This window comes from Clostridium sp. (assembly GCF_050717535.1).
Classification (GTDB): domain Bacteria; phylum Bacillota; class Clostridia; order Clostridiales; family Clostridiaceae; genus Clostridium_AD.
Window position 1 is genome coordinate 1 of sequence record NZ_JBOITM010000082.1, and the last position, 21,644, is coordinate 21,644.

Annotated in this window: 19 protein-coding genes and 1 pseudogene; 3 read left to right on the forward strand and 17 right to left on the reverse strand. The window is 30.7% G+C overall.

What is annotated here, in order from left to right:
- Nucleotides 1–179: 179 nt before the first annotated feature.
- The 12 genes from ACREVU_RS16860 to ACREVU_RS16915 all read right to left on the reverse strand — a co-directional run bounded on the left by ACREVU_RS16860 (nt 180) and on the right by ACREVU_RS16915 (nt 10,123).
- Nucleotides 180–527, reverse strand: coding sequence for a type II toxin-antitoxin system PemK/MazF family toxin (locus ACREVU_RS16860; RefSeq protein WP_216159037.1), 348 nt, complete (start codon nt 525–527; stop codon nt 180–182).
- Nucleotides 487–807 carry a CopG family transcriptional regulator gene (locus tag ACREVU_RS16865; protein ID WP_431552770.1) on the reverse strand — a complete coding sequence of 107 codons (321 nt, stop codon included), beginning with the start codon at nt 805–807 and terminating at the stop codon, nt 487–489. Before ACREVU_RS16865 ends, ACREVU_RS16860 begins: the two co-directional genes overlap by 41 nt.
- 159 nt (nt 808–966) lie before the next feature.
- Entirely contained in the window at nt 967–2,127 is a 1,161-nt protein-coding gene (gene alr / locus ACREVU_RS16870; RefSeq protein ID WP_431552841.1) for an alanine racemase, read from the reverse strand.
- 58 nt (nt 2,128–2,185) lie between these two features.
- The gene (locus tag ACREVU_RS16875; protein ID WP_431552771.1) at nt 2,186–2,800 is read right to left on the reverse strand and encodes a germination lipoprotein GerS-related protein; all 615 of its coding nucleotides are present in this window, start codon (nt 2,798–2,800) and stop codon (nt 2,186–2,188) included.
- A 141-nt stretch (nt 2,801–2,941) separates the two neighbouring features.
- Nucleotides 2,942–3,340 (reverse strand): holo-ACP synthase, encoded by a 399-nt coding sequence (gene acpS / locus ACREVU_RS16880; RefSeq protein WP_431552772.1) that lies wholly within the window; start codon nt 3,338–3,340, stop codon nt 2,942–2,944.
- A gap of 404 nt (nt 3,341–3,744) precedes the next feature.
- Nucleotides 3,745–4,098, reverse strand: coding sequence for a DUF6514 family protein (locus tag ACREVU_RS16885; RefSeq protein WP_431552773.1), 354 nt, complete (start codon nt 4,096–4,098; stop codon nt 3,745–3,747).
- A gap of 369 nt (nt 4,099–4,467) precedes the next feature.
- Complete coding sequence (locus ACREVU_RS16890) at nt 4,468–5,097, reverse strand: hypothetical protein (RefSeq protein ID WP_431552774.1); 630 nt, start codon at nt 5,095–5,097, stop codon at nt 4,468–4,470.
- A 96-nt stretch (nt 5,098–5,193) separates the two neighbouring features.
- On the reverse strand, nt 5,194–6,438 hold the full coding sequence (locus ACREVU_RS16895; protein WP_431552775.1) for a hypothetical protein: 1,245 nt from the start codon (nt 6,436–6,438) through the stop codon (nt 5,194–5,196).
- Nucleotides 6,435–7,565, reverse strand: a complete 1,131-nt coding sequence (locus ACREVU_RS16900) for a DUF58 domain-containing protein (RefSeq protein ID WP_431552776.1) — start codon at nt 7,563–7,565, stop codon at nt 6,435–6,437. The genes ACREVU_RS16895 and ACREVU_RS16900 overlap by 4 nt, the downstream gene beginning before the upstream one ends.
- Before the next feature lie 78 nt (nt 7,566–7,643).
- Nucleotides 7,644–8,591 carry an AAA family ATPase gene (locus ACREVU_RS16905; protein WP_431552777.1) on the reverse strand — a complete coding sequence of 316 codons (948 nt, stop codon included), beginning with the start codon at nt 8,589–8,591 and terminating at the stop codon, nt 7,644–7,646.
- Nucleotides 8,592–8,749: 158 nt separating this feature from the next.
- Complete coding sequence (locus ACREVU_RS16910) at nt 8,750–9,208, reverse strand: COG2426 family protein (protein ID WP_431552778.1); 459 nt, start codon at nt 9,206–9,208, stop codon at nt 8,750–8,752.
- Nucleotides 9,209–9,232: 24 nt separating this feature from the next.
- Nucleotides 9,233–10,123 (reverse strand): DegV family protein, encoded by an 891-nt coding sequence (locus ACREVU_RS16915; RefSeq protein WP_431552779.1) that lies wholly within the window; start codon nt 10,121–10,123, stop codon nt 9,233–9,235.
- Between the two features lie 229 nt (nt 10,124–10,352).
- Here ACREVU_RS16915 and ACREVU_RS16920 point away from each other — a divergent pair, with 229 nt between their 5' ends.
- Nucleotides 10,353–12,902, forward strand: coding sequence for an FAD-dependent oxidoreductase (locus ACREVU_RS16920; protein WP_431552780.1), 2,550 nt, complete (start codon nt 10,353–10,355; stop codon nt 12,900–12,902).
- A gap of 329 nt (nt 12,903–13,231) precedes the next feature.
- On the opposite strand, the gene yidA is transcribed toward ACREVU_RS16920, so the two are convergent.
- Nucleotides 13,232–14,056 (reverse strand): sugar-phosphatase, encoded by an 825-nt coding sequence (yidA, locus tag ACREVU_RS16925; protein WP_431552842.1) that lies wholly within the window; start codon nt 14,054–14,056, stop codon nt 13,232–13,234.
- 400 nt (nt 14,057–14,456) lie between these two features.
- On the opposite strand from yidA, the gene ACREVU_RS16930 reads away from it, so the two are divergent.
- Nucleotides 14,457–16,745 (forward strand): diguanylate cyclase, encoded by a 2,289-nt coding sequence (locus tag ACREVU_RS16930; protein ID WP_431552781.1) that lies wholly within the window; start codon nt 14,457–14,459, stop codon nt 16,743–16,745.
- 243 nt (nt 16,746–16,988) lie between these two features.
- On the opposite strand, the gene ACREVU_RS16935 is transcribed toward ACREVU_RS16930, so the two are convergent.
- The 3 genes and pseudogenes from ACREVU_RS16935 to ACREVU_RS16945 all read right to left on the reverse strand — a co-directional run.
- Nucleotides 16,989–17,162 (reverse strand): hypothetical protein, encoded by a 174-nt coding sequence (locus ACREVU_RS16935; protein WP_431552782.1) that lies wholly within the window; start codon nt 17,160–17,162, stop codon nt 16,989–16,991.
- A gap of 186 nt (nt 17,163–17,348) precedes the next feature.
- On the reverse strand, nt 17,349–17,888 hold the full coding sequence (cmk, locus tag ACREVU_RS16940; protein ID WP_431552783.1) for a (d)CMP kinase: 540 nt from the start codon (nt 17,886–17,888) through the stop codon (nt 17,349–17,351).
- Between the two features lie 429 nt (nt 17,889–18,317).
- A pseudogene (locus tag ACREVU_RS16945) lies at nt 18,318–18,677 on the reverse strand (IS110 family transposase); the annotation flags it as partial.
- 379 nt (nt 18,678–19,056) lie between these two features.
- On the opposite strand from ACREVU_RS16945, the gene ACREVU_RS16950 reads away from it, so the two are divergent.
- Nucleotides 19,057–20,568: a leucyl aminopeptidase gene (locus ACREVU_RS16950; RefSeq protein WP_431552784.1), complete on the forward strand. Its 1,512-nt coding sequence runs from the start codon at nt 19,057–19,059 to the stop codon at nt 20,566–20,568.
- A gap of 19 nt (nt 20,569–20,587) precedes the next feature.
- On the opposite strand, the gene ACREVU_RS16955 is transcribed toward ACREVU_RS16950, so the two are convergent.
- Nucleotides 20,588–21,451, reverse strand: a complete 864-nt coding sequence (locus tag ACREVU_RS16955) for a hypothetical protein (RefSeq protein WP_431552785.1) — start codon at nt 21,449–21,451, stop codon at nt 20,588–20,590.
- Nucleotides 21,452–21,644 lie beyond the last annotated feature (193 nt).

Below are 21,644 nucleotides of genomic sequence, written 5' to 3' on the forward strand. Positions count from 1 at the left end.
AAAATGTAGTTTGTTGAGTGTTATTTTTGCAAAACATAGTAATCCTCCTAAAGTGATCATTTTGGTATTATTATATCATAAGTACTGCTATTGGAAGTAATTACAAGCTTTTTGTGGGATAATCATAGTATTATTGATACACAAAACAAAAATAAGGGCAATTTATGCCCTTATTCATTTTATAAACCTACACTAATTAAAAGTGCTATATCTACTTTTTTCATATCACTATCAGTCATATGACCAATTTTTTCTTTTAGTCTTTTTTTATCTAATGTTCTTATTTGTTCCAGCAAAACTACGGAATCTTTATTTAAACCATACTCTTCTGAAGAAATCTCAACATGAGTAGGGAGTTTTGCCTTATTTATCTGTGATGTTATAGCTGCAATAATAATAGTGGGACTGTACTTGTTGCCAATATCATTTTGAATTATAATTACTGGTCTAACCCCACCTTGCTCTGAGCCTACAACCGGGCTCAAATCAGCATAAAATATATCTCCTCTTTTCACTATTGTTGTCATTAGACAAATCACTCTCCGAAAGCTTAACTTCATATTCTTTAAAATCTTTGATATCGATCTCAAAACCCATACCAGCTATTTCTAAATTTAGTTCAGCCATTTCTAAATAACCTTGTTTCATTTCATCTATATAACTAAGCCTTTTCTTTTCCTCAATATATAGTATTACAGCTTCTCTAAAAAATTCACTTCTTTTTTTAGAATCTTTTTCAAGTGCCTTATTAAATTCAATGTAGAGTGTTTCTGAGAGGTTTACTACTAATTTCTTTGAAGTTGACATAGAAAATTTAATACCTCCTATTTACTTTAGAGCAATATGTATAAAGTATATTATAATTCAATCTATGTCAATCTGTCAAAAAAATTAGTGGTATTTTCGCCCTTTTACAGTATGTATTTTTACATAATAATAGTTTATTCTACATGTACCGTGTTAATACTACACATAATTTCTGATTTTCACAACCTTGCCTTCTTTAATATAAACTCTTGGAACTCTTTTACCAACCATGCAAACTATTTCATAGTTTATAGTACCTATTAGTTTCGCTACAGTATCTGCTGTAAATTTATTTTTTCCCTCTTCACCTATCAGTATAACCTCATCCCCAACTTTTACTCCGCTTATATCAGTAACATCAATCATGCATTGATCCATGCAAATTCTTCCTATTACTGGAGCAAAACTACCTCTTAAAATAACCTTTCCCTTTTGAAATAAGAGTCTGGTATACCCATCAGCATATCCAACTGGGAGTGTAGCTATAACACTTTCTCTCTGCGTTTTAAACTCTCTCCCATAACTCACATACTCTTCAGGAGGTAGTGTTTTTATGTGTACGATATTTGTTTTTAAGGTCATTACAGGTTTTAAATCTATTTTATCCATGCTTACATCTTCAGACGGATAGTAGCCATATATTATTATTCCTGGCCGTACTGCTTCATAATGAGTTTTTGGTAAATCTATAATAGCCGCACTATTAGCCATATGCCTAATATTTATGATCACTTTTTTTTCTTTTAACTTTTCGTAAAACTCATCGTATTTTTTCACTTGATCATCGGTATAAGACTTATCTTTTTCATCCGCCGAAGCAAAATGGCAAAACATTCCTTCTATAATTATATTGGGTAGTTTGCTAATATTATATACCTCTTCTACACTGTTCTCATTTGGAAGATAGCCTATCCTACCCATACCGGTATCTACAACTATATGAATTTTAGCCATTTTATTTTTCTTTTGTGCCATCTTTGATAGCTCTTTTGCAAATTCATAAGTGTATACGGCCTGTTCAATATTATATTTTAATAGATTATCTATTAAATTTGGTGGTGTAAACCCTAAAATCATTATTGGACATTCTATGCCTGAACGTCTAAGCTCCACTGCTTCACTTATTACGGCTACAGCCAGCCTATTAGCACCATTTTTAAGAAGTACTGGAGCAACGTCTATAGCTCCATGGCCATAAGCATCCGCCTTTACCACCGCTATAATATTTTCACTCTTAGCTACTCGTCTAATCTCTCTCATGTTATGAGCTAATTTATCTAAATCAATCTCTGCCCATACAGGTCTTAAATGTCTAAACACTACTTTCACCTCATCTGTTATTAAAAATCCATTCATATGATTATGTTTTTAGACCATACTACTCAGTCAAAAATTCTGACGGTTCAATTTTTACATTAGCATGGAAATCAGTATATATTATCCCAATTTTTTCTTTGCCTTTGATATCATAAATAAGCAGTTTTTGTGGTACCATGCTTTTGCTATTCACATACAACTTCGCATTATTTATATTTTTATTACTACCAGGTATAAATAAATTGATTACTGTGTATTCAATATCATTAATAATCTCCACTGAATATTTTATTTCCTCATTAGTATATAATAATCCTATGTATTCCCCAATAAAACACAGTTTAAGAACCTCATCAAAATCCTTACTCTGTATATACTTAGTTCCATTGTTTTTGTCACTAATATAAATTTTTTCATCGGTTTTATAGATAAACACCCTGTTATTGTTTAACTGTAGTTTGTATCCACCTCCTCTCAAATAAGATTGAGTTGCCTTATAATTAATGGTCTGTTTATCATTTTTCACATCCATATTCATCTCAGTAGTATAACTTTCCATGTTTTTTAAAAAAGTTATAATATCATTAGCATTCTTTGGTTTATTATTACAAGAAGTAAATAGTATGGAACTAAAAACGAGTAAGAAACTTAAAAGTAATAGTAATCTTTTTTTCAATGTTACCCTCCTAGCATTTCCCTAGAGTAGATATGTATTAACCACCTATCTACCATAACAAATCGTTCTACTACTAATACTATTACTCATATTTTCATACTATTACTAAAATAAATAATCATAATAAATTAAGTTGAGTTACTACTTGCATACCTCCTCTATATTTTTTTCAACTTCTAATATAGCATAAGCCACAGCACTATCTACACCATGAGATATACTAAGATGAACATTATATTGTCCTTCTTTTTTAGCTATTAATTTTGCTTTCCCTTTTAAAGTTACTATTGGTTTGCCAAGGGTTGTCCTATCGATTTCAATATCCTTAAAATCAAACCCTCTAAAGCCAGTTCCTAGTGCTTTCGCCACCGCTTCTTTGGCTGCAAATCTCCCAGCCACATATTCAGGCCTCAAATTTCTACTTTTAAGATAATCTAATTCAGTTGTTGTGAAAATCTTCTCTAGAAACCTATTGTTACGCTCCATAGCCTTTTTTATTCGTCCTACCTCAACAATATCTGTGCCTACTCCAAGAATCAAAACTATCACCCCCAATTATTAGTTTATTTTTACCAGTATCAATCACGATATTTTATAAAACGCAGATATTTACTTTATCGTTTGTATCTATAATAATACCATAACAATAATACTACAATAATATAATGAAATTATTATTACCTACAGTACTATTAATATAATATTTTAACAGTAAAATATTAACATATTTTTATTATGGGAATTTTTTTTTAATTGTACTACTCAAATATGTACTTTGTCTACTGAATTTTTTTAACAATAAATCTAGTGGTTATATTCATTTTCCATTATGCAACAAAAGAGGAAGCATGTCCTTCTATATGAGAGGACTCTGCTCATATAGAAGATAAATCTTCCTCTTATAGAGGAGCCGCGCCCCCCTTATGTTATTCTCATTTAGAATATTAACAAGTACCAATATTTTTCAATACCTCATCAAAATCACTAATATAATCATCAATATAATCGCCCAATATATCTATCATATGAATAGGCGATACTGTATTTTCATATAGCATTTTTATAAGACCTTGAACTTTGTGTCTTTGGGGACTTATGTTTTCTACACAATCTCTTTCTATAAATACAACTATATCATTAACGACATCTTGTCTTTCTATTTCTATGCCATAAGCCTGAATTTCAGTAGGTTCATTATCCATTAAAACAGAAATCTGACTTTTTAATAATCTATAATAATAATTATGATTTACATCGTCCTCTGTTACTTTCTTAGATAAATTTTCTAAAACTACCATATTAAATCCCCCCATGTTATATTATTAAAACTATAGTAACATGCGTTTTCAAAAAATTCTGTCATTTTATGAAATAGACTAAAATGTATTATCTCTTAAAACTGACAACTTCAACCCTTGATACCCATAATCTTATTGTTAACAAAGTATTAATAACCATTAAAAAGTATACACTGTATCTTATTTTGTCGAAATTGTAATAAATATAAATAAAAGTTTTTTTATGAAAAAATTTAATATATTTTTTAAAAGCCCAACTTCACTAGGTTAGCCTCCCTATATTATGAAAAAAATTATTTTTTTGTAAATATTTGTTATAATAATAATTTATTTTTATAAATATTTTTGCAATTTTTTAATCCAATAATGTTATTTGTAAATATTTACCTTTACTTGTTCTATTATTTTATACCTATCAACACCGATGTATTTACATAAATCTTCCAAAATCAATAATACTGCGATAATTATATTACAATCTTCTTTATTATAATCCTCTAGCTCATATCGTTTTTTATAAATAATGGTACTTTGTACATTACAACTAATAGTTTTATATAATTCCATAAATGTACTATATAATATGCAATATGAAATTAATATAAAATCTCCCTTGGCTTTTTCACTTCCATTGACAACTTCCCTAATAATTTTATTTAAAGAAGTATTTTTATAATATTCTAGCATTTTGAGTTCATAATTCTGTTGGATAAATTTTCCTACTATCTCTGCATCTATAAGGGTTATTTCACCATCTGTATTAAAAAACACACCTGCATCTAAAATCTCATTTTTATAGTCACCAATCTCTGTAAGCTTTTTCTTCATTCTATAATTAAAAAAACTAGTAAATTCACCTTTTGTAATAAAATACTGAAGTTCTTTAGTAGAAACCACATACACTAACTCAGAAAAATTCTTGTACCTTTTATTCAAATAACTTTTATTATTATAATCCATATCACCATGATCTATGTTACCGTAATCCATTTTACTCATAAGCCAATCTCACCTCACTATAACAAATTAGCGAATTATCAATTTGTTATACTTAGTTTGGCTATATTAACACAATATATACTTTGCAAATTACATTTAAAGTTGTTTTTTAATATTACTATGTCCCCTTTTAACACTCTCAACACTTTCCTGAGTCATAGGGTGCACTGAAAACTTTGCTTCGTTATATAACTTCGTCATCTCATCTAAGTTGTAAACATTATCCACATTAATTTTTGTTACATTCTTTAGCTGTGTGGCAGTCATGTAAGTTTTATAAATATTTGCTTGCTCAGTTATTTTCTCAAAACTGCTATATGTGTAGAGAATCTTATCTCTATTACTTCCACCACTTTTAAACATATTCCCAAACAAATTTTTTACCCAATGTGTTTTTTTTCTCTTATTAACCATTCTTTCCTTTTCTTCTACAAACCCACTGTATACTTTTGTGTCTTTTGTAATTCTAGATAAAAATTTATATATTACATAAAAAATAACCAATACAATAAAAATTTTTATGAATAAAAGCAGTGCTGGCGATAAATTAGCCGCTTTATATTTAATTATATTAGACTGCTTATTCAACGTTTTTCCCATAGCACTATCCTTTAGCTTATACTGATTTTCGCTTTTAATTAAAATTCCATTTATCTTTTGGATAATAAAGCTTATTGGTCCACCAAAAATCACAATTAAAAAATCAACTATTAAACCCAGTATAAAACTTGATAGCTTTATAAGCATATCTAATAACCAAACAATAATTTTGTTAGCATAATCTAAAGATAGTGCGAGTACTGAAATTCCTATAATAACATTTGTAACAGATGAGGTATTGCTTTTAACATCATATACATATCTTCGGGTTTCTCTCATAAGTATAATAATCATGATTATATACAGAATATGAAACCTATACATTTCATTGACAAAATCAGCTCCTAATGTAAATGAAATAGGCCAAATTACTATTAATGCTGCCATAGATTTGATTATATCTTCTTTATATTGCGAATGATCTATAGGCATGTCATCTAATGAATAAGTTATTAAACTCATAAATAGCAAAAAAATTATATTAATAAAAATGGTTTGGCCTTTAAAAAATATGAAACAAGCTAATATGCTAACTCCCAAAAGTGCTAGTATAAAAAGACTCTTTTTCAATTCCAAATTATTAAGATATTGTGTAAAAAAAACAATGCATAAAGTTATTAAAAACAATTTATAATTTACTCCGCTTTTAAATAACCACTTACTTAAAGTTGACCAGATTATAAAAGAAATAGTAACAAGGCTTATACTATAAAGACTCTTGACCTTTCTATACCAACTCATAACGCACTCTCCCCTTTATAATAGATCTTTTCAATACCTGAAATATAAGGAACAGTATCTTTTGCGGACACATCTATAACTTTAATTAAAATACCCCGTCGTTTTAGTTTAGATAAAATACCAACGCCCTCATCATCTAAATATGGTGTAATAAGTACATACGTGGAATTTTGATTAAAATCCTTTATTTTACTTCTTAAATAATCGCTAAATTTAATAGTAATACTATAACTCATCCTGGCACTAAGTTCCATTATTTTTTTAAGAGCATTAATGTCTGGGTAAACCTCACTGGTGATTTTAGTTTGCATTCCTATCAATTGACAATTAGTCCACATTCCTGTGGGTACTCCCTCTTTAATAGCCTTAGATGCTAAGGATGCTGCTACCGTAATCCCATTTTCTATAAGCACAGACTGAATGCTACCCCAATAAGGTTCACCACATTGAGCATTTACAATGATTGTAAGTTCTCTATCTGAAGTGAAATCATATTCCTTTACCATAAGTCTATCCATTTTTAAACTGGATTTCCAATGAATATCCTTCATTCTATCCTCTACGTTATATTCTCTTATGCCTTTAATGTATAATGGATCTTTGTGAATCCATCTCTTAACAAAATTATCTCCTTGAAAGTTAGTATTAGTAAATTCAACACTATTCATATTAATAAGCCTCGGATAAACCAAAAACTCTAAAAAATCCTCTATTGCTACCGTTTCTGTAGAGTATCCAAATAAATCTCCTACCGTAACATTAATGTCTCTTAAAATATATGTTCCACGAACGTTACACTTCAATTTATAAATTCTTCTTTTTCGTTCATACCAGCTTATGGTGTATTTACTTAAATGCCATAAGTCTGCTCCTTCTTTAGATCTATTGTTATCTGAGACAAACTCTATAGCTGCTGGTATTTTTTCACTTAACATTAAAAATGATATAGGTAGTCTTTTATTATTTTCAATTATCGTAGTTAAAGTAAATTCTTCACCGGGCGAAATTCTATCTTTATCAATATTTCTACTGATTTTAAGCTTATCAAAGCCTTTTTTTCTTGTAAATTCACCTATAAAAAAGATAATAGCTAATATGGCCAAAATAAGTGCAAATTGTATATACATAATTCACCCCCTATAACCTTTCCAGTAGAGCTTAATTAGTTGTTCTTTCATTGGCTCTAAAACTTCTTCATCGAAGCACTACAGCTTTTCCAGTGGTGCTTCGATAGTACTTATTATTTCCTGTATAATTGATTCACTCTTACTTCCCTGGCTTAAATCATTTTTAAGCATTAACCTATGGCTTAATATAGGAATTGCCAGTTCCTTAACGTCTTCCGGAACCACATAATCTCTACCCCTTATAGCAGCTAATGCTTGACATCCCTTCATCATATTTAATGTAGCTCTTGGACTACAGCCAAGTTCTACTTCTCTATGAACTCTTGTAGCCTTCACTATTGCTATTATGTAATCCTTTATTTCTTCACTAACATGCACCATAGTATAATTATTTTGAACATACTCTATCTCTTCCATAGTAACCACTGCCTTAAGGTCTATCAGTGGATCCTGCCTCATAAATCTATTCATCATAGTCTTCTCCTCTAAAGTATCAGGATACCCCAATGAAAGCTTCATAAAAAATCTATCTAATTGTGCTTCTGGAAGCGGAAAAGTTCCAAACTGGTCTACTGGATTTTGAGTAGCAATTACAAAAAAAGGTGGCTCTAATTTTATAGTATTACCCTCTACAGTAATTTGCCCTTCTTCCATACACTCTAAAAGTGCTGACTGCGTTCTAGGTGTAGCCCTATTAATTTCATCTGCTAAAACTATTTGGCTTAAAAGCGGTCCAGACCTAAACTCAAAATCTTGGCTCTTTTGATTATAATAATATATTCCAGTTAAATCCGAAGGCAGTAAATCAGGGGTAAACTGTATCCTCTTAAAATTGCAATTCATAGACCTTGAAAGACTCTTTGCAAGCTTTGTTTTTCCAAGACCTGGAACATCCTCTATAAGTACATGTCCTGAGCATATAAACGCCACTATAATTTTATCAACACTATCTCCTTTACCTACAATGACTCTACCAACATTATCGTTAATCTTCGCTCTAAATTCCTCAAATTTTAATGTATCCATTTTTAAACCCCCATTAACTTATATATTTCCATTCAGATATTTTAAATTCATTAATGTAAATATAGCATATATAGACATATTTTTAAAGATTGAATATCACTATGAAATCTATCCTCTAAGCCAAAAAAAATCTCTCACCTTTCGGTAAGAGATTTTAATTATAGCAAATTTAAAAACGCTGGAAAAGCTACAGATAACCCTGTAACAATTATTCCACATAAAAAAGATCCTATAACTGCACACATAACAGATCTTTTAAAATCCAGCTTTAAAAATGCAGCTATTGCAGTGCCTGTCCACACACCCGTAGTTGGAAGAGGTATTGCAATAAATGCTATAAGAGCTATTTCTTCAAACCTTTCAAACTTAGACTTATTCTTAGTTATCTTTCTATCAATTAAATTATATAAACCACTAAATGCCTTATATTTACCTAGAAATTTAAATATTTTATTGAAAAATATCAATATAAAAGGAACCGGCAATAAACTTCCAATGAAACTTATTGCGAATACCACTATTGGATTAATATGGTACACATTTATTCCAAGAGGTATAGCCCCTTTCATCTCGATAAGAGGTACTGCCGACAGTAAAAGTACTTGTAACCATTCCATAAAATATTCTCCTTACTTATAATTTTAAATATCAATTACATGATGTTGCCTGGGTTCACCAATGAAAAATACTGCCAGTGCTCCGGGCCCACTAAATCTTCCCACTACTGGTCCGATAAAATGAATAAGCACTTCTTTAACCTTTACTTTTGCTAGTATTTCTTCTTTAAGCCTTACAGCTTCTTCATAACAATCCGCATGACAAATAGCTATGGTTTGAATTTCAGGATGCTCTATTTTTTCCTCCACTATTTCTGCAAGCTTACTTATGGATTTTTTACGTCCTCTAACCTTTAACACAGGCATTACCTTACCAATCTGGTTAATAGTAAGTATAGGCTTTATATGCAGTACTAAACCTAAGGTAGTTGCTACATTAGATATTCTTCCACCTCTTTTTAAAAAGTTTAAATCCTCCACAGTAATATATGTATTTAGATTTTGTATGTTTTTTTCTATTTCGCAAACAATTTGCTGGGCGCTGAAACCTTCCTTTTTCATTTCCACAGCTTTTCTCACCATAAGTCCTTGACCTAGGGATGCTGTTAACACATCGATAATATGTATGATAACGTTAGGAAATTCTTCTAATATAGTAGTCTTTCCAATATTAGCACTATTATAAGTACCACTAAGACCCGAAGAAACTCCAACATAAATTATATCCTTGCCACATTCTGCAGCTAATTTAAACATATTATAGAAGCTTTCGGAATTTGCTTGAGAAGTATTAGGCAATGCCCCACCCCTAAGATCATCAAAAAACTGTTTTTGGCTTAAGCTCTGCCCAAAATCATCTAAGTACTCTTTATCATTATAACTAAATGGCAACATAGCAAAAGGTATGCTATTACCATAAATATATTCCTTTGGTAAATCACAGCAAGAGTCTGTCATAATAACAAAATCTCTCATTTAAACTCCTCCTAATTTTATCATCAAGTAAAAATTTTATTAAACAATCCATTAAAAACTATAGCATAAAAAAGGTTCTGTGTAAACGAAATTACGGTCCAATAACAATTTGTGTGTAGATTGCAATAACAATTTGTTTAAAGATTTTTTATTGCTTTCTAAACTCGCCTATATTATAATGTTAAACAATAACAATTGTTTTTCAATAGTAATTAAAGGAGTGTTGTTTATGAAGGCATTAGAAGTTAAAAAAGATATATATTGGGTAGGTGCATTAGACCCAAAACTTAGAATTTTTGATATAATTATGTATACCCCTTATGGGTCTACTTATAACTCTTATGTAGTTCGCGGTAGTGAAAAAACTGCAGTCTTTGAAACAGTAAAAGAAAAGTTTTTTCCTCAATATCTTGAAAGATTAGAGTCCTTAGACATTAACATAAAAAATATTGATTATATAGTAGTGAATCATACTGAGCCAGACCATGCAGGGTCAGTGGGTAAACTCTTAGAAATTGCTAAAAAAGCAAAAGTAGTAGGTTCAGCTGCAGCCATTAAATTCCTTAAAGGAATTATAAATAGGGATTTTGAATATATAATTGTAGGCGATGGAGACAGTATAAATCTTGGAAATAAAACACTATCCTTTATTTCCGCGCCCTTCCTACATTGGCCAGATTCAATGTACACATATGTTGTAGAAGATAAGCTTCTTATCACTTGTGATTCTTTTGGTAGTCACTACTGCAATGATAAAATGTATAATGATTTAAACGAAAATCAGGAAAATTATCTAGAAGCCCTAAAATACTACTTTGATTGTATTATGGGACCTTTTAAACCTTATGTTTTAAAGGCTATAGAAAAAATAAAGGACCTTCCAATAGATACAATTTGCCCAGGTCATGGACCTATTTTAAGAGATGACCCTTGGAATATAGTAAATAAATACAAGGAGTGGAGCCTTCCAGAAAAAGTAGAGCCTGAACCAATAGTTACCTTATGCTATGTATCAGCTTATGGCTATACAGAGTCTGTAGCTAATAAAATAGAAGAAGGCATAAACAGCTATTGTAATTTTAAAGTTAACAAATACGATGTTATACATAGTGATATGAATGACATTTTAACTAGCATAGGTAAATCTGAAGGGATAATTTTTGGTTCTCCAACTATAAATGGAGATGCACTAGAACCTATATGGGATATTTTAACAAAACTAAACCCCATAGTTCATGGTGGAAAAGTGGCCTCTGCATTTGGATCTTATGGTTGGAGCGGAGAAGCTGTTCCAAATATAGTGGATAGACTAAAACAACTCAAGCTAGATTTATACCCATCATATAAATTTAATTTCAAACCTACAGATAAGGATTTAAACTTTGCCTTTAAATTTGGAGAAAGTTTTGCTGAAAAAATAGCTGAAAAAACTAAAATAAATAGCTGTCCTGTAAAACCTTCTACACAAAAAAGATGGAAATGTTTAATTTGTGGAGAAGAATTTGATGGACCAAACCCACCTGAAATATGTCCTGCTTGTGGTGCGAGTGCTGACCAATTTGTTCAAGTATCACAAGATGTAGTAACCTTTAGATCTGATAAAGTAGAAAAATTTCTAATCATTGGTAATGGCGCTGCTGGATATTACGCAGCTGATACTATAAGAAAGAGAAATAAACAATGTGAAATAGAAATGATTTCAAATGAACCATACTTAACCTATTACAGACCTTCTATTTCTGATGGTATAAGTGAAGCCCTAAAAGATGATAGTTTCTACCTATCTCCAAAAGAGTGGTACACATCTAATAACATAACCCTTACTTTAGGAGTTCAAGTTGAGATTCTAAAACCTGAAGAAAATAAAGTATTACTTAAAGATGGTACAGCTATAAGTTATGACAAACTAATTTTAGCAAACGGAAGTGAAAACTTTAAGATTCCTCTAGATGGCGTAGACAAACCTGGAGTATTCACTTTAAGAAATCTAAAAGATTTGGAAGCTATTAAAAATAAAATGAAGACTTCAAAAAATGTAGTAATTGTAGGTGGTGGTCTATTAGGACTTGAAGCCGCTTATGAAATAAGGAAAGCCGGTCTAGATGTTTCCGTAGTGGAATTTAGCGATTCCCTACTTGTTAAGCAATTAGATAGTGAGGGTAGTCTTATCCTTAAAACCGCAGTTGAAAATCAAAATATTAAAGTTATCCTAGGAGACTGTGTAAATGCAATAAATGGCGAAAAAACCGTTTCTTCAGTTACTCTAAAAAGTGGAAAAACACTAGACGCAGACTTAGTATTATTTTCAACAGGAATTGCACCAAATAAAAATATAGCTAATAAAACTAATTTAATAACTAACAGAGGCATCCTAATCAATGAAAATATGGAAACTAATATCAAAAACATATATGCCTGTGGAGACATTGCAGAATTTAGAGGCAGAGTATATGGTAATTGGCCTGCCGCTGTAGAAATGGGTAAAATTGCAGGTTCAAACGCAGTAGGCGAAATCAAAGAATATGTACCATCACTAAGCGCCATTTCCTTTAATGCTATGGGTATAGAACTATTATCCGTAGGCGAAATCACTAGGGAAGACACTAAAGCCCTTAGCCTAAAAGATGATACAAACAAAATATACAAAAAATTATTCTTCAAAGATAACATCATAACCGGTGGAATTATAATAGGTGACAACAAATCCTCAGCTAAACTAATAAGTGCTATGGAAGGATCAATGTCTTTAGCCGAAGTATTACAAGAAGATATCCTCTAAAACCAAAAATCTAGTGCCACCCACGTGGCCAGTGGCAAGTTGGCCAAGTTATAGTAGCATCCATATGGTAAGTAGCCAAGTATTAAAACTCAACATAATAAAGAGCACATAAGGCTTAAATGCCTTATGTGCTCTTTACTTGTTTTTCATTGTACTCATGCTATCAGTGACTTTTAAATATTTGATTAAAAAGGAAATTTTTTTCAGTATTAACTTCTCTTTATTTGGGGGAATAAAGATGAGAAATACTAAACGTGTTAAAACTTTGTATGACTTTATTATATACTAATACAATAAAGTTGTCAAGAACCATTATTAATTAATATTAATTATATTGCAAAAGCCTCTTCACCTTGTAATATAAACTTATCAATAATAAATGCTACTCCATCTTGTTCATTAGTTTTAGTTATGAAATTTGCAACTTTTTTAACTTCTGGGAATGCATTTCCCATGGCAACTCCAAGTCCAGCATATTTAATCATATGAATATCATTACCTGCATCTCCTATGCATATAACTTCTTCTTGCTTAATGTTTAATTTTTCTGCCAATGCTGCTACTCCTGCACCTTTATTAACGGATTTTTCAAGAAACTCTAAGTAGAAAGGAGCACTTCTTACTATTGTATACTTATCACTTACCACTTCTGGAATGTTTTTAATCACTTCATCTAGCACTTCTGGTGCATCTACAAACATAACCTTTACTATGGTTGTATCTGAAGGTACATCTTCTACATCAATTATTTCACAAGAAATACCATTTAATTTTGCTTCTCCTCTAGTATACATATTGTCCTTAGGAGCAATTACACTAGTTTCTGTTAAGGCATGTATATTCACATTTAAATCTTTGCTTAGCTTGTACAAATATTTATAATCTTCTATAGTTAATGTTTTTTTTGATATTATTTCTCCACCATCAGATGTTTGAACAAGAGCGCCGTTAAAAGCTACTGCATAATTATCATCTGAAATTAAGTCAAGTTGATCCAAGTATTTTTTAAACCCAACTAAAGGTCTTCCTGATGCTAATACAACTTTTACTCCATTTTCTTTTGCCTTTTGTATTGCTTTATAATTTACTGGTGAAATTTGCTTTTTATCACTCAATAATGTTCCATCCATATCTATTGCTATTAATTTATATATCAATTTTTTACCTCCACGTAAACACATTTCTTAGACATCATTTCTTTGCTATCATTTTATAGTATATCATGGAATTTTGTAAGTAATGGATTTCATTGTTTATGAACTTTACGTGAATTTTTTATTTACCTATTTTTTTCATTAATAATAAAAATGTTTACTTTTCCATAATTTGGTTTATAATTATTTTATGAATATTACTAATTTGTCAAATAACAATTAAGAAACTATGCCATGCTTTAAACTAATTGAAAGCGCAAAGTTAAACTTCTATTATGAATTTCAATGGATAATAATGTTAAGTTAGCTATTAAATAATGACAAATTTACTACACTAATGTAAAATGATAACTACATTCTTCAAAATGGCATATGTATATATAAAAGGGAGGCTATAAACATGGTGCTAAAAAAAGAAAAACCTTTAATTATTGCTCTATCTGTTATTATTCTAGCAACATTACTAAGTGTTATTTTCACTTTAAATAGGTTAGCCTCCCCCAATACTTCATCAAATATCAATTCCCAAAAGGGTGTTTTGGAGCTTTCAAATTGGGATTTTAATAAAGATGGCTATACATCACTGAATGGTCAATGGGAATTTTATTGGCAACAATTATTGTCTCCAAATGATTTTGCTAATAGCAAGCCTCTTCCCTCCTATATAGATATGCCCGTTGAGTGGAACAAATACAATAAAACTTATAATTCTAGTGGTTATGCTACATATAGTTTAACAATAAAATTAAATGAAAAATACAAAAATACCCTTTTAGGTGTAAGTGTTCCCTCCATGCTATCCTCCTATAAATTATGGATAAATGGAGATTTATTTTCATCTAATGGCATTGTTGGTACAAGCAGTTCTTCTGAAACTCCTGCTGCTAAGCCCATAACAAGTTATTTTATGAATAATAACGACAGTGTTCATTTAGTTCTTCAAGTATCAAATTATAACTTTAGAAATGGTGGCACCTGGGACAAAATTTATTTAGGCACTCAAGCTCAAATGGCTAGTAAAAGAGAGGCTTCCATTGCACTTGAATTTTTTTACTTTGGTGTATTACTCATAATGGGTTTATATCATTTATGGTTATATTCCTTTAGAACAAACGATACCTCTAAACTTTATTTTGGTTCTCTCAGTATAATTTTATCTTTAAGAGCCTTAATTGTTGGTAACAACTACTTTTTAACTATATATGATAATTTAAGTTATAACTGGGCTCTCAAACTAGAATACATAACTTTCTATGCCGGAGTTTATTTTATGCTAAGTTACATATACGTAATTTTTAAAGATAATTATTCAAATATAATCAGAAAGGGCTGCAAACTTCTTTGTGTTTTATTTATTGCTATTACCATTTTTATATCCCCACTATTGGCCTCAAAATTCCTTTTGTACTTTCAAATATCTACTTTATTAATGATAGCACATGCGGCTTATATCATATTAAAAGCCTGTCGCAGGAAAAAACGTAGAACCTTAATTATGGCAGTTGGTTGCTTAGTTCCTATTGCCCTAAGTGGTATGACAGTTCTAAAATATTTAGGCTTAAATCATAGCAATGATTATTCACTATCAGGCTTTTTCCTTCTCATACTTTTGAATGCTTTTATATTAGCTATGAATGAATCTAAATCCTTTAAAAAAATCGAGGTTTTTTGTAAGGAAAAAGAAAAATATATGTTAGCAGAAAAACTTACAGCCATTACCTTTCTTTTAAATTCCTCCTTGAATTTAGAAGAAGTTTTGGAGAAATTATTAAAAAGCTTAAAAGAATTAGTTCCTTATGACAGTGCCTCGTTTTTCATGGAAGAAAATAACCATTTTAATGTTATGGCAGCAAACGGCTTCAAAGATATGGATACCATATACAAGATTTCTATCAATAAAGATGATGACATTCTATTCAAAAAAATATATGAAACCAACACCACTTTATTGATTTCTGATGTTAAAAACGACTCACGCTTTAAACATCATATAGAGCTAACTAACTTTGAAAGTTGGATGGGAATACCAATAATCTTCAAGGACAAAATTATTGGTATCTTAACATTAGACTCAACCCAAAAGGACATATATACTCAATATCATATTGACATAGCTATGTACTTTGCTTGCCACGCAGGAATGGCTATAGAGAATGCTAAATTACATGGCAAGACTAAAAAACTAGCTACTATAGACCCTTTAACTAATTTGTACAACAGGCGTAGTTTTTTTGAACTTGCAAATATAGATTTTGATAAAGCTAAAGCTTTGGTGCAACCTGTTTCAGGCATAATGATGGACATTGATGATTTCAAGAAAATCAACGACAACTTAGGACACCATACCGGTGACTTGGTGTTAAATCGCCTTTCTAAGGTTTGCTTAGAAACTTTAGGTAAAAATAGTATTTTTGGACGTTATGGTGGTGAAGAATTTGTTGCTCTATTACCATCTACATCCTTTAAAGAAGCTGAAATAATTGGTGAGAAGCTAAGAAGTGCCGTAGAAAATAACCCTATAATTATTAGAAAATCAGATTTAATACCTGTCACCTTAAGCATAGGTGTTGCTACCATTACCCCTACAATACAAGATTTGGATTTTTTGCTTGTAGAAGCAGATCAAGCAATGTACCAAGCCAAGTCTTTAGGCAAAAATCAAGTTATATCAATAAATTTAGACAGCTAGAATATTAAACTGAAATTAGCATAAAAATAGCCAAGCACACTCATGAATAAATTTACAAGTGTGCTTAGCTCAATTATCAATACTGTTTTTCATTGGAATTAGCAACAAGGTTTTTCAGATTCACAAGTTCTTTCTTTCCCCTATTACCTTTTGTCATATAAACTCTCGTTGAATATAATTTACCTTTCTAATATAAAATCCTCGTAAGCCTGCCAGGACAGCATACACTAATTTCATAATTTATTAAAGACTAACTATTTTTTTATGTTGACACCTCTTACAAACCTTAATCTTATCATTACTAGCTAAAGTTATTTCATATAACAATTTAATTCTCTCTGTCTTGCATACTGGGCAAGTTCCCCTTCCCCTTGATGGTAACTTCCACAAAGCCCTACCACGAAATTCTTTCCCCATTTTAAATCCCCCTCTTTGTTTATTCTTTTCTAATCACTATTAATAGTATTAATTATTAGAGGGATTTATGAGTGTTTTTTATACTTATATCAGGGATATGACATATACTTTCTAATAAGTTCTACAAACTCATAATTTATATAATTGAAAATTATCGCACACCATCCCAATAAGATCACACTAATTTCATACTTTCTCATTTTTGATCTCATCTAAAGCCTCTTCTATTACCTCTTCCATACTTAAATGCGAAGTGTCGATAACTAAATTGTAGTTACTTTCCTGATTTATATCGATATTATAGATATCCTTAAATCTGCTAACCTCTAATCTTCTTCTTTCCGTTATATTCTCCTTAGCATCTTCCTTTGAATCATATTTCTCTGATTTACCTCGCTCATCTTTCATTGATCTCTCTACTGCAACCTCCAAATCTACTTTCAAATATATTTTAAAGGAATCCGGTATAAAATGCCATGCAAGTCTAGCATCAAAAATAAAATTGTCCTTTTGTTTTCCAATTTCTGCAGTTCTGTTGTCAACTTCATTGTCTAAATTATTATCAAGCATATATTTGTTGTATTCTGTTATAGACATACCTTTTTCTACGGCTAATCTTCTTTGTAAATCACCTACACTAAAATAAGTATAATCTAAAGCCTTACTTATAGCCTTAGCAACACTGCTCTTTCCTGAATATAAGGCTCCTGTTATAGTTATTTTCACCGTTAAATCATCTTCCTCTCTATATTATAAATTACTCTCTATATCTCACTCATTCTTAGTATTTCATCATTTCAAAAAGAAACCTTCTTGGTATATATTGAATTTCTGTATCTATATGGGCATAGATAGGTGACTTAAAGAGAGCTGTGCTTTTTTTGTTAAATTATGGCTACGTTGGATGTCCGCATTATCTCTGGTAACTACCCTTCCATGTCTCACAGGATCTATGTCCTAAATTCCTTCGTTCAGTCTATCCAAGAGGCAGATGTCAGTATATGCTCCTTTATCGGGTCTATGCCCTTATGGTGATTTTTAAACCTGACTAATCCCAGTTTCTTTTTTCAATGATCTATTTAAAAATAAGAATCTTTAACAGCATAACAAAATCAACGATTGCTTTTTCTTTAATGGATTCTCTTCTCTGGTTGGATCATTTTTCGTCTGAGAGTTATCATCCAGTTCTTTGCTTCTTTTAACGTGAAATGGGTTAACAAGAACCAATTTAATACCTAGTTCCTTTAAAAAGTTTCCCAATGTAAACCAGTAATGACCAGTAGGCTCTAAACCTACAATTATGTTATCTTTTTTATTCTCTTTAGCTACTAATCTTAACCATTCATGAAATGTTTTAAAGCCATCCGCTGTATTTTCAAACGATTTGACCTTGCTAAGCTCTATACCTCTGTAATCAAATGCTCTCGCATACTGAAATTGCTTTGCGATATCAATTCCTATGACTAATGTACTTTCTGTTATTGACATAATCTTTTCGTTCTGTGTATAATTTATATTGAGTACCTCCACTGATAATTATAAATTAGGGATAAAAGTTCGAACTGTTATACCCTGTATTTTATCAGTAGGTACTCTTTTTTTTAAACCTCATTTTAATTCATAACAGGAATGCTCCTATATTTAAGTTAGCAATATTTAGTAATCTATGGACTTATTATACTTGAAAAATATACTTTTTGGTACTGTTATGGTTTCACAATTAGTAAAGCTGTGTGTTGACAAAATTAGTCATTAAGCTTACAATCAAATTAGATATTACTTGATAATCATTATCGTTTTTTAAATAATTAATCATCTTAGAATAGACTCTGAAACTTGCTTATTATTTATTTGAATGAAACTAATACCAAAATGAAAGAGAAGGTGAATATATATGATATTCCAAAGCAAAAATATAAAAACATACAATAATGAAGCTCAAACAAAATTAATTACTTATTTTGAGGATTCTCCATTAGACAAAGGATTGTTTTTAGACAGAGGATTTCCTTTAGACATGGCAATCCACTCTAAAATTAAATTCGTATTAGATAGTGAAGACTTCGATTGTAAAAATGGGCAGCTTCAAAATATAAATTTATTCAGAAATGAATCTCCTAAAAATATAATTCTAGTAGGAGTTGGTAAAAAAGAAGACTTTACATTAGACAGATTAAGAAAAACTATAGCAAAAGCAGTAAAAGAGGCAGCAAATTCAAAATCTAAATCCATTGATATAAATATTGAAAATTTGGTTAGCCTAATGAACTTAGATGAAATTGTTAGAACTATTTCTGAAGCTGCAGTAATGGCAGACTATAAATTTGACCAATATAAGTCAGATAAAAAAGCTTCGATCTTAGAAGAATTCAACATACTATATGCACAAGAAGAACATTTAGAAAGTATTGATAAGGGAATTAATGAAGGAGTGATCCTTGGACAAGCTAACATATTGACCAGAACCTTAGTTAATGAACCTGCTAATATATTAGGACCTATAGAATTAGCACAGGCAGCAAAAAAAGCTGGTGAGGAAAGCGGCTTTAAGGTAGAAATTTTTGATGAGCACTCTATAAAAGAATTAAATATGCTTGCATTCCTTGAAGTAGCTAAAGCTTCTGCTAAACCACCAAGATTAATTGTTATGAGATACCAGGGTAACCCGAGCAACAAGGAAGAAATTGTAGGATTAGTAGGAAAAGGTCTTACTTATGACAGTGGCGGATTATCTATAAAACCTACTACTGGAATGGTTACCATGAAATCTGACATGGGTGGAGCAGCCGCTGTAATTGGCGCCATGACTGCTATAACAAAATTAAAAGCAAAGGTAAATGTAATTGGGGTAATTGCCTCTTGTGAAAATATGATTAGTGGAAATAGTTACAGACCAGGAGATATAATTGGCTCTATGGGTGGAAAAACTATAGAAGTACTTAACACTGATGCTGAAGGAAGATTAACTCTTGTGGATGCAGTAAATTATGTGATTGAAAAAGAGCATGCTACAAAAGTAGTAGACATAGCCACATTAACTGGGGCCGTAATTTCTGCTTTAGGCACTACTGCTACTGGTGTAGTTTCAAACAATGATTTTTTCTTTACTAGATTAGAGCAAGCTTCAAAAATATGTGATGAAAAGGTTTGGAGATTACCGGCCTTTGACGAATATAAGGAATTGATAAAATCTGATGTAGCAGACCTTAAAAACATAGGAGGTCCAAAAGCTGGAAGTATAACAGCAGGATTATTCATTGGAGAATTTGTTGGAGAGCAGCCTTGGTTACACCTTGATATAGCTGGAACATCTTGGTCTGAAAAAGACAGTGATTATGAATCCAAGGGCGGTACTGGTGCTGGAGCTAGACTTTTATATCATTTGATTAAGCAGTTAGAAAAATAAAAATCAGAGACTTAAATTTTTAAGTCTCTGATTTTATCTTTTCTAATTCTTTCTTCATCTCACTGTCTCTAGTTTCACTTATAGCCTTATCAAGCTCCCTAATAATATCACTTATTACTTTTTTCTTTTCATCTATAGATTTGGATTTAACTGCTTCAATGGTATTCTTAATCTCTTCCATTTTTTCTTTTTGTGATTCATTCATAAGTTCACTAGCACCTTGTATTTTTTGTTCAAATACATCTAGTTGTTTATCTATATCCTCCACACTATTCTTAGTAAGCGCATCCAATAAAGTTTTTATATCCATTTTTTCTGCTGTACCTACTATTTTACTATCTACAATTTTTAAATCCTTCATTTTAAGTGGAACTGCACTTTCTTTAATTTTTATTAAATCGTCCTCAACATAAAAACTCTCATTAGAATTCTTTGAAATTTGAGAAATCACCATACTCTTAGGCAATGCGAGCTTACCTATTTTAAAATTATCAGCATTATAAACAATATCCCCATTAGAAAGGCTTATTTTTCCCGTAGAAGAAAATAATAAATTTGTGTTTTTATAACTTATAGGTGCCTCAATTAAAAGTTTATCCTTTAAAATTTCTATATTAGCTCCTTTAAGAGTCATATCTCCCTTATTTTTAGGGCTTCCAAAATATAAATTACTTAACTCATCTACATCCTTTTGATTTAATTCAAATTCTCCACCCTTTATCTGTATACCTTTAAGTTTATTTATAACCTCTATGGAATCCGTTTTTTTAAGGACTACCCCACCAGTATATAATACACTGTATGCAAATAATGCCAATGCTGCTAACAATATAATCAGTACCAAAGGCCCTTTGCTTTTCTTTGATTTTTTAGTTCTAGCCATAATCTCTCCCTCTATTCATAATATTTATATATTATCACATTTAAAATAATTTAATCCAGTAAATTGAATAGTTCACAAATAATTTATCACCTTCCACTTATTAATTTGGTCATATTATCCTAATATTGAAAATTGCAGACCAAGCCTTTTTTATGATATTATATACCTAATAATGAAAGGCTTAGGAGGATAT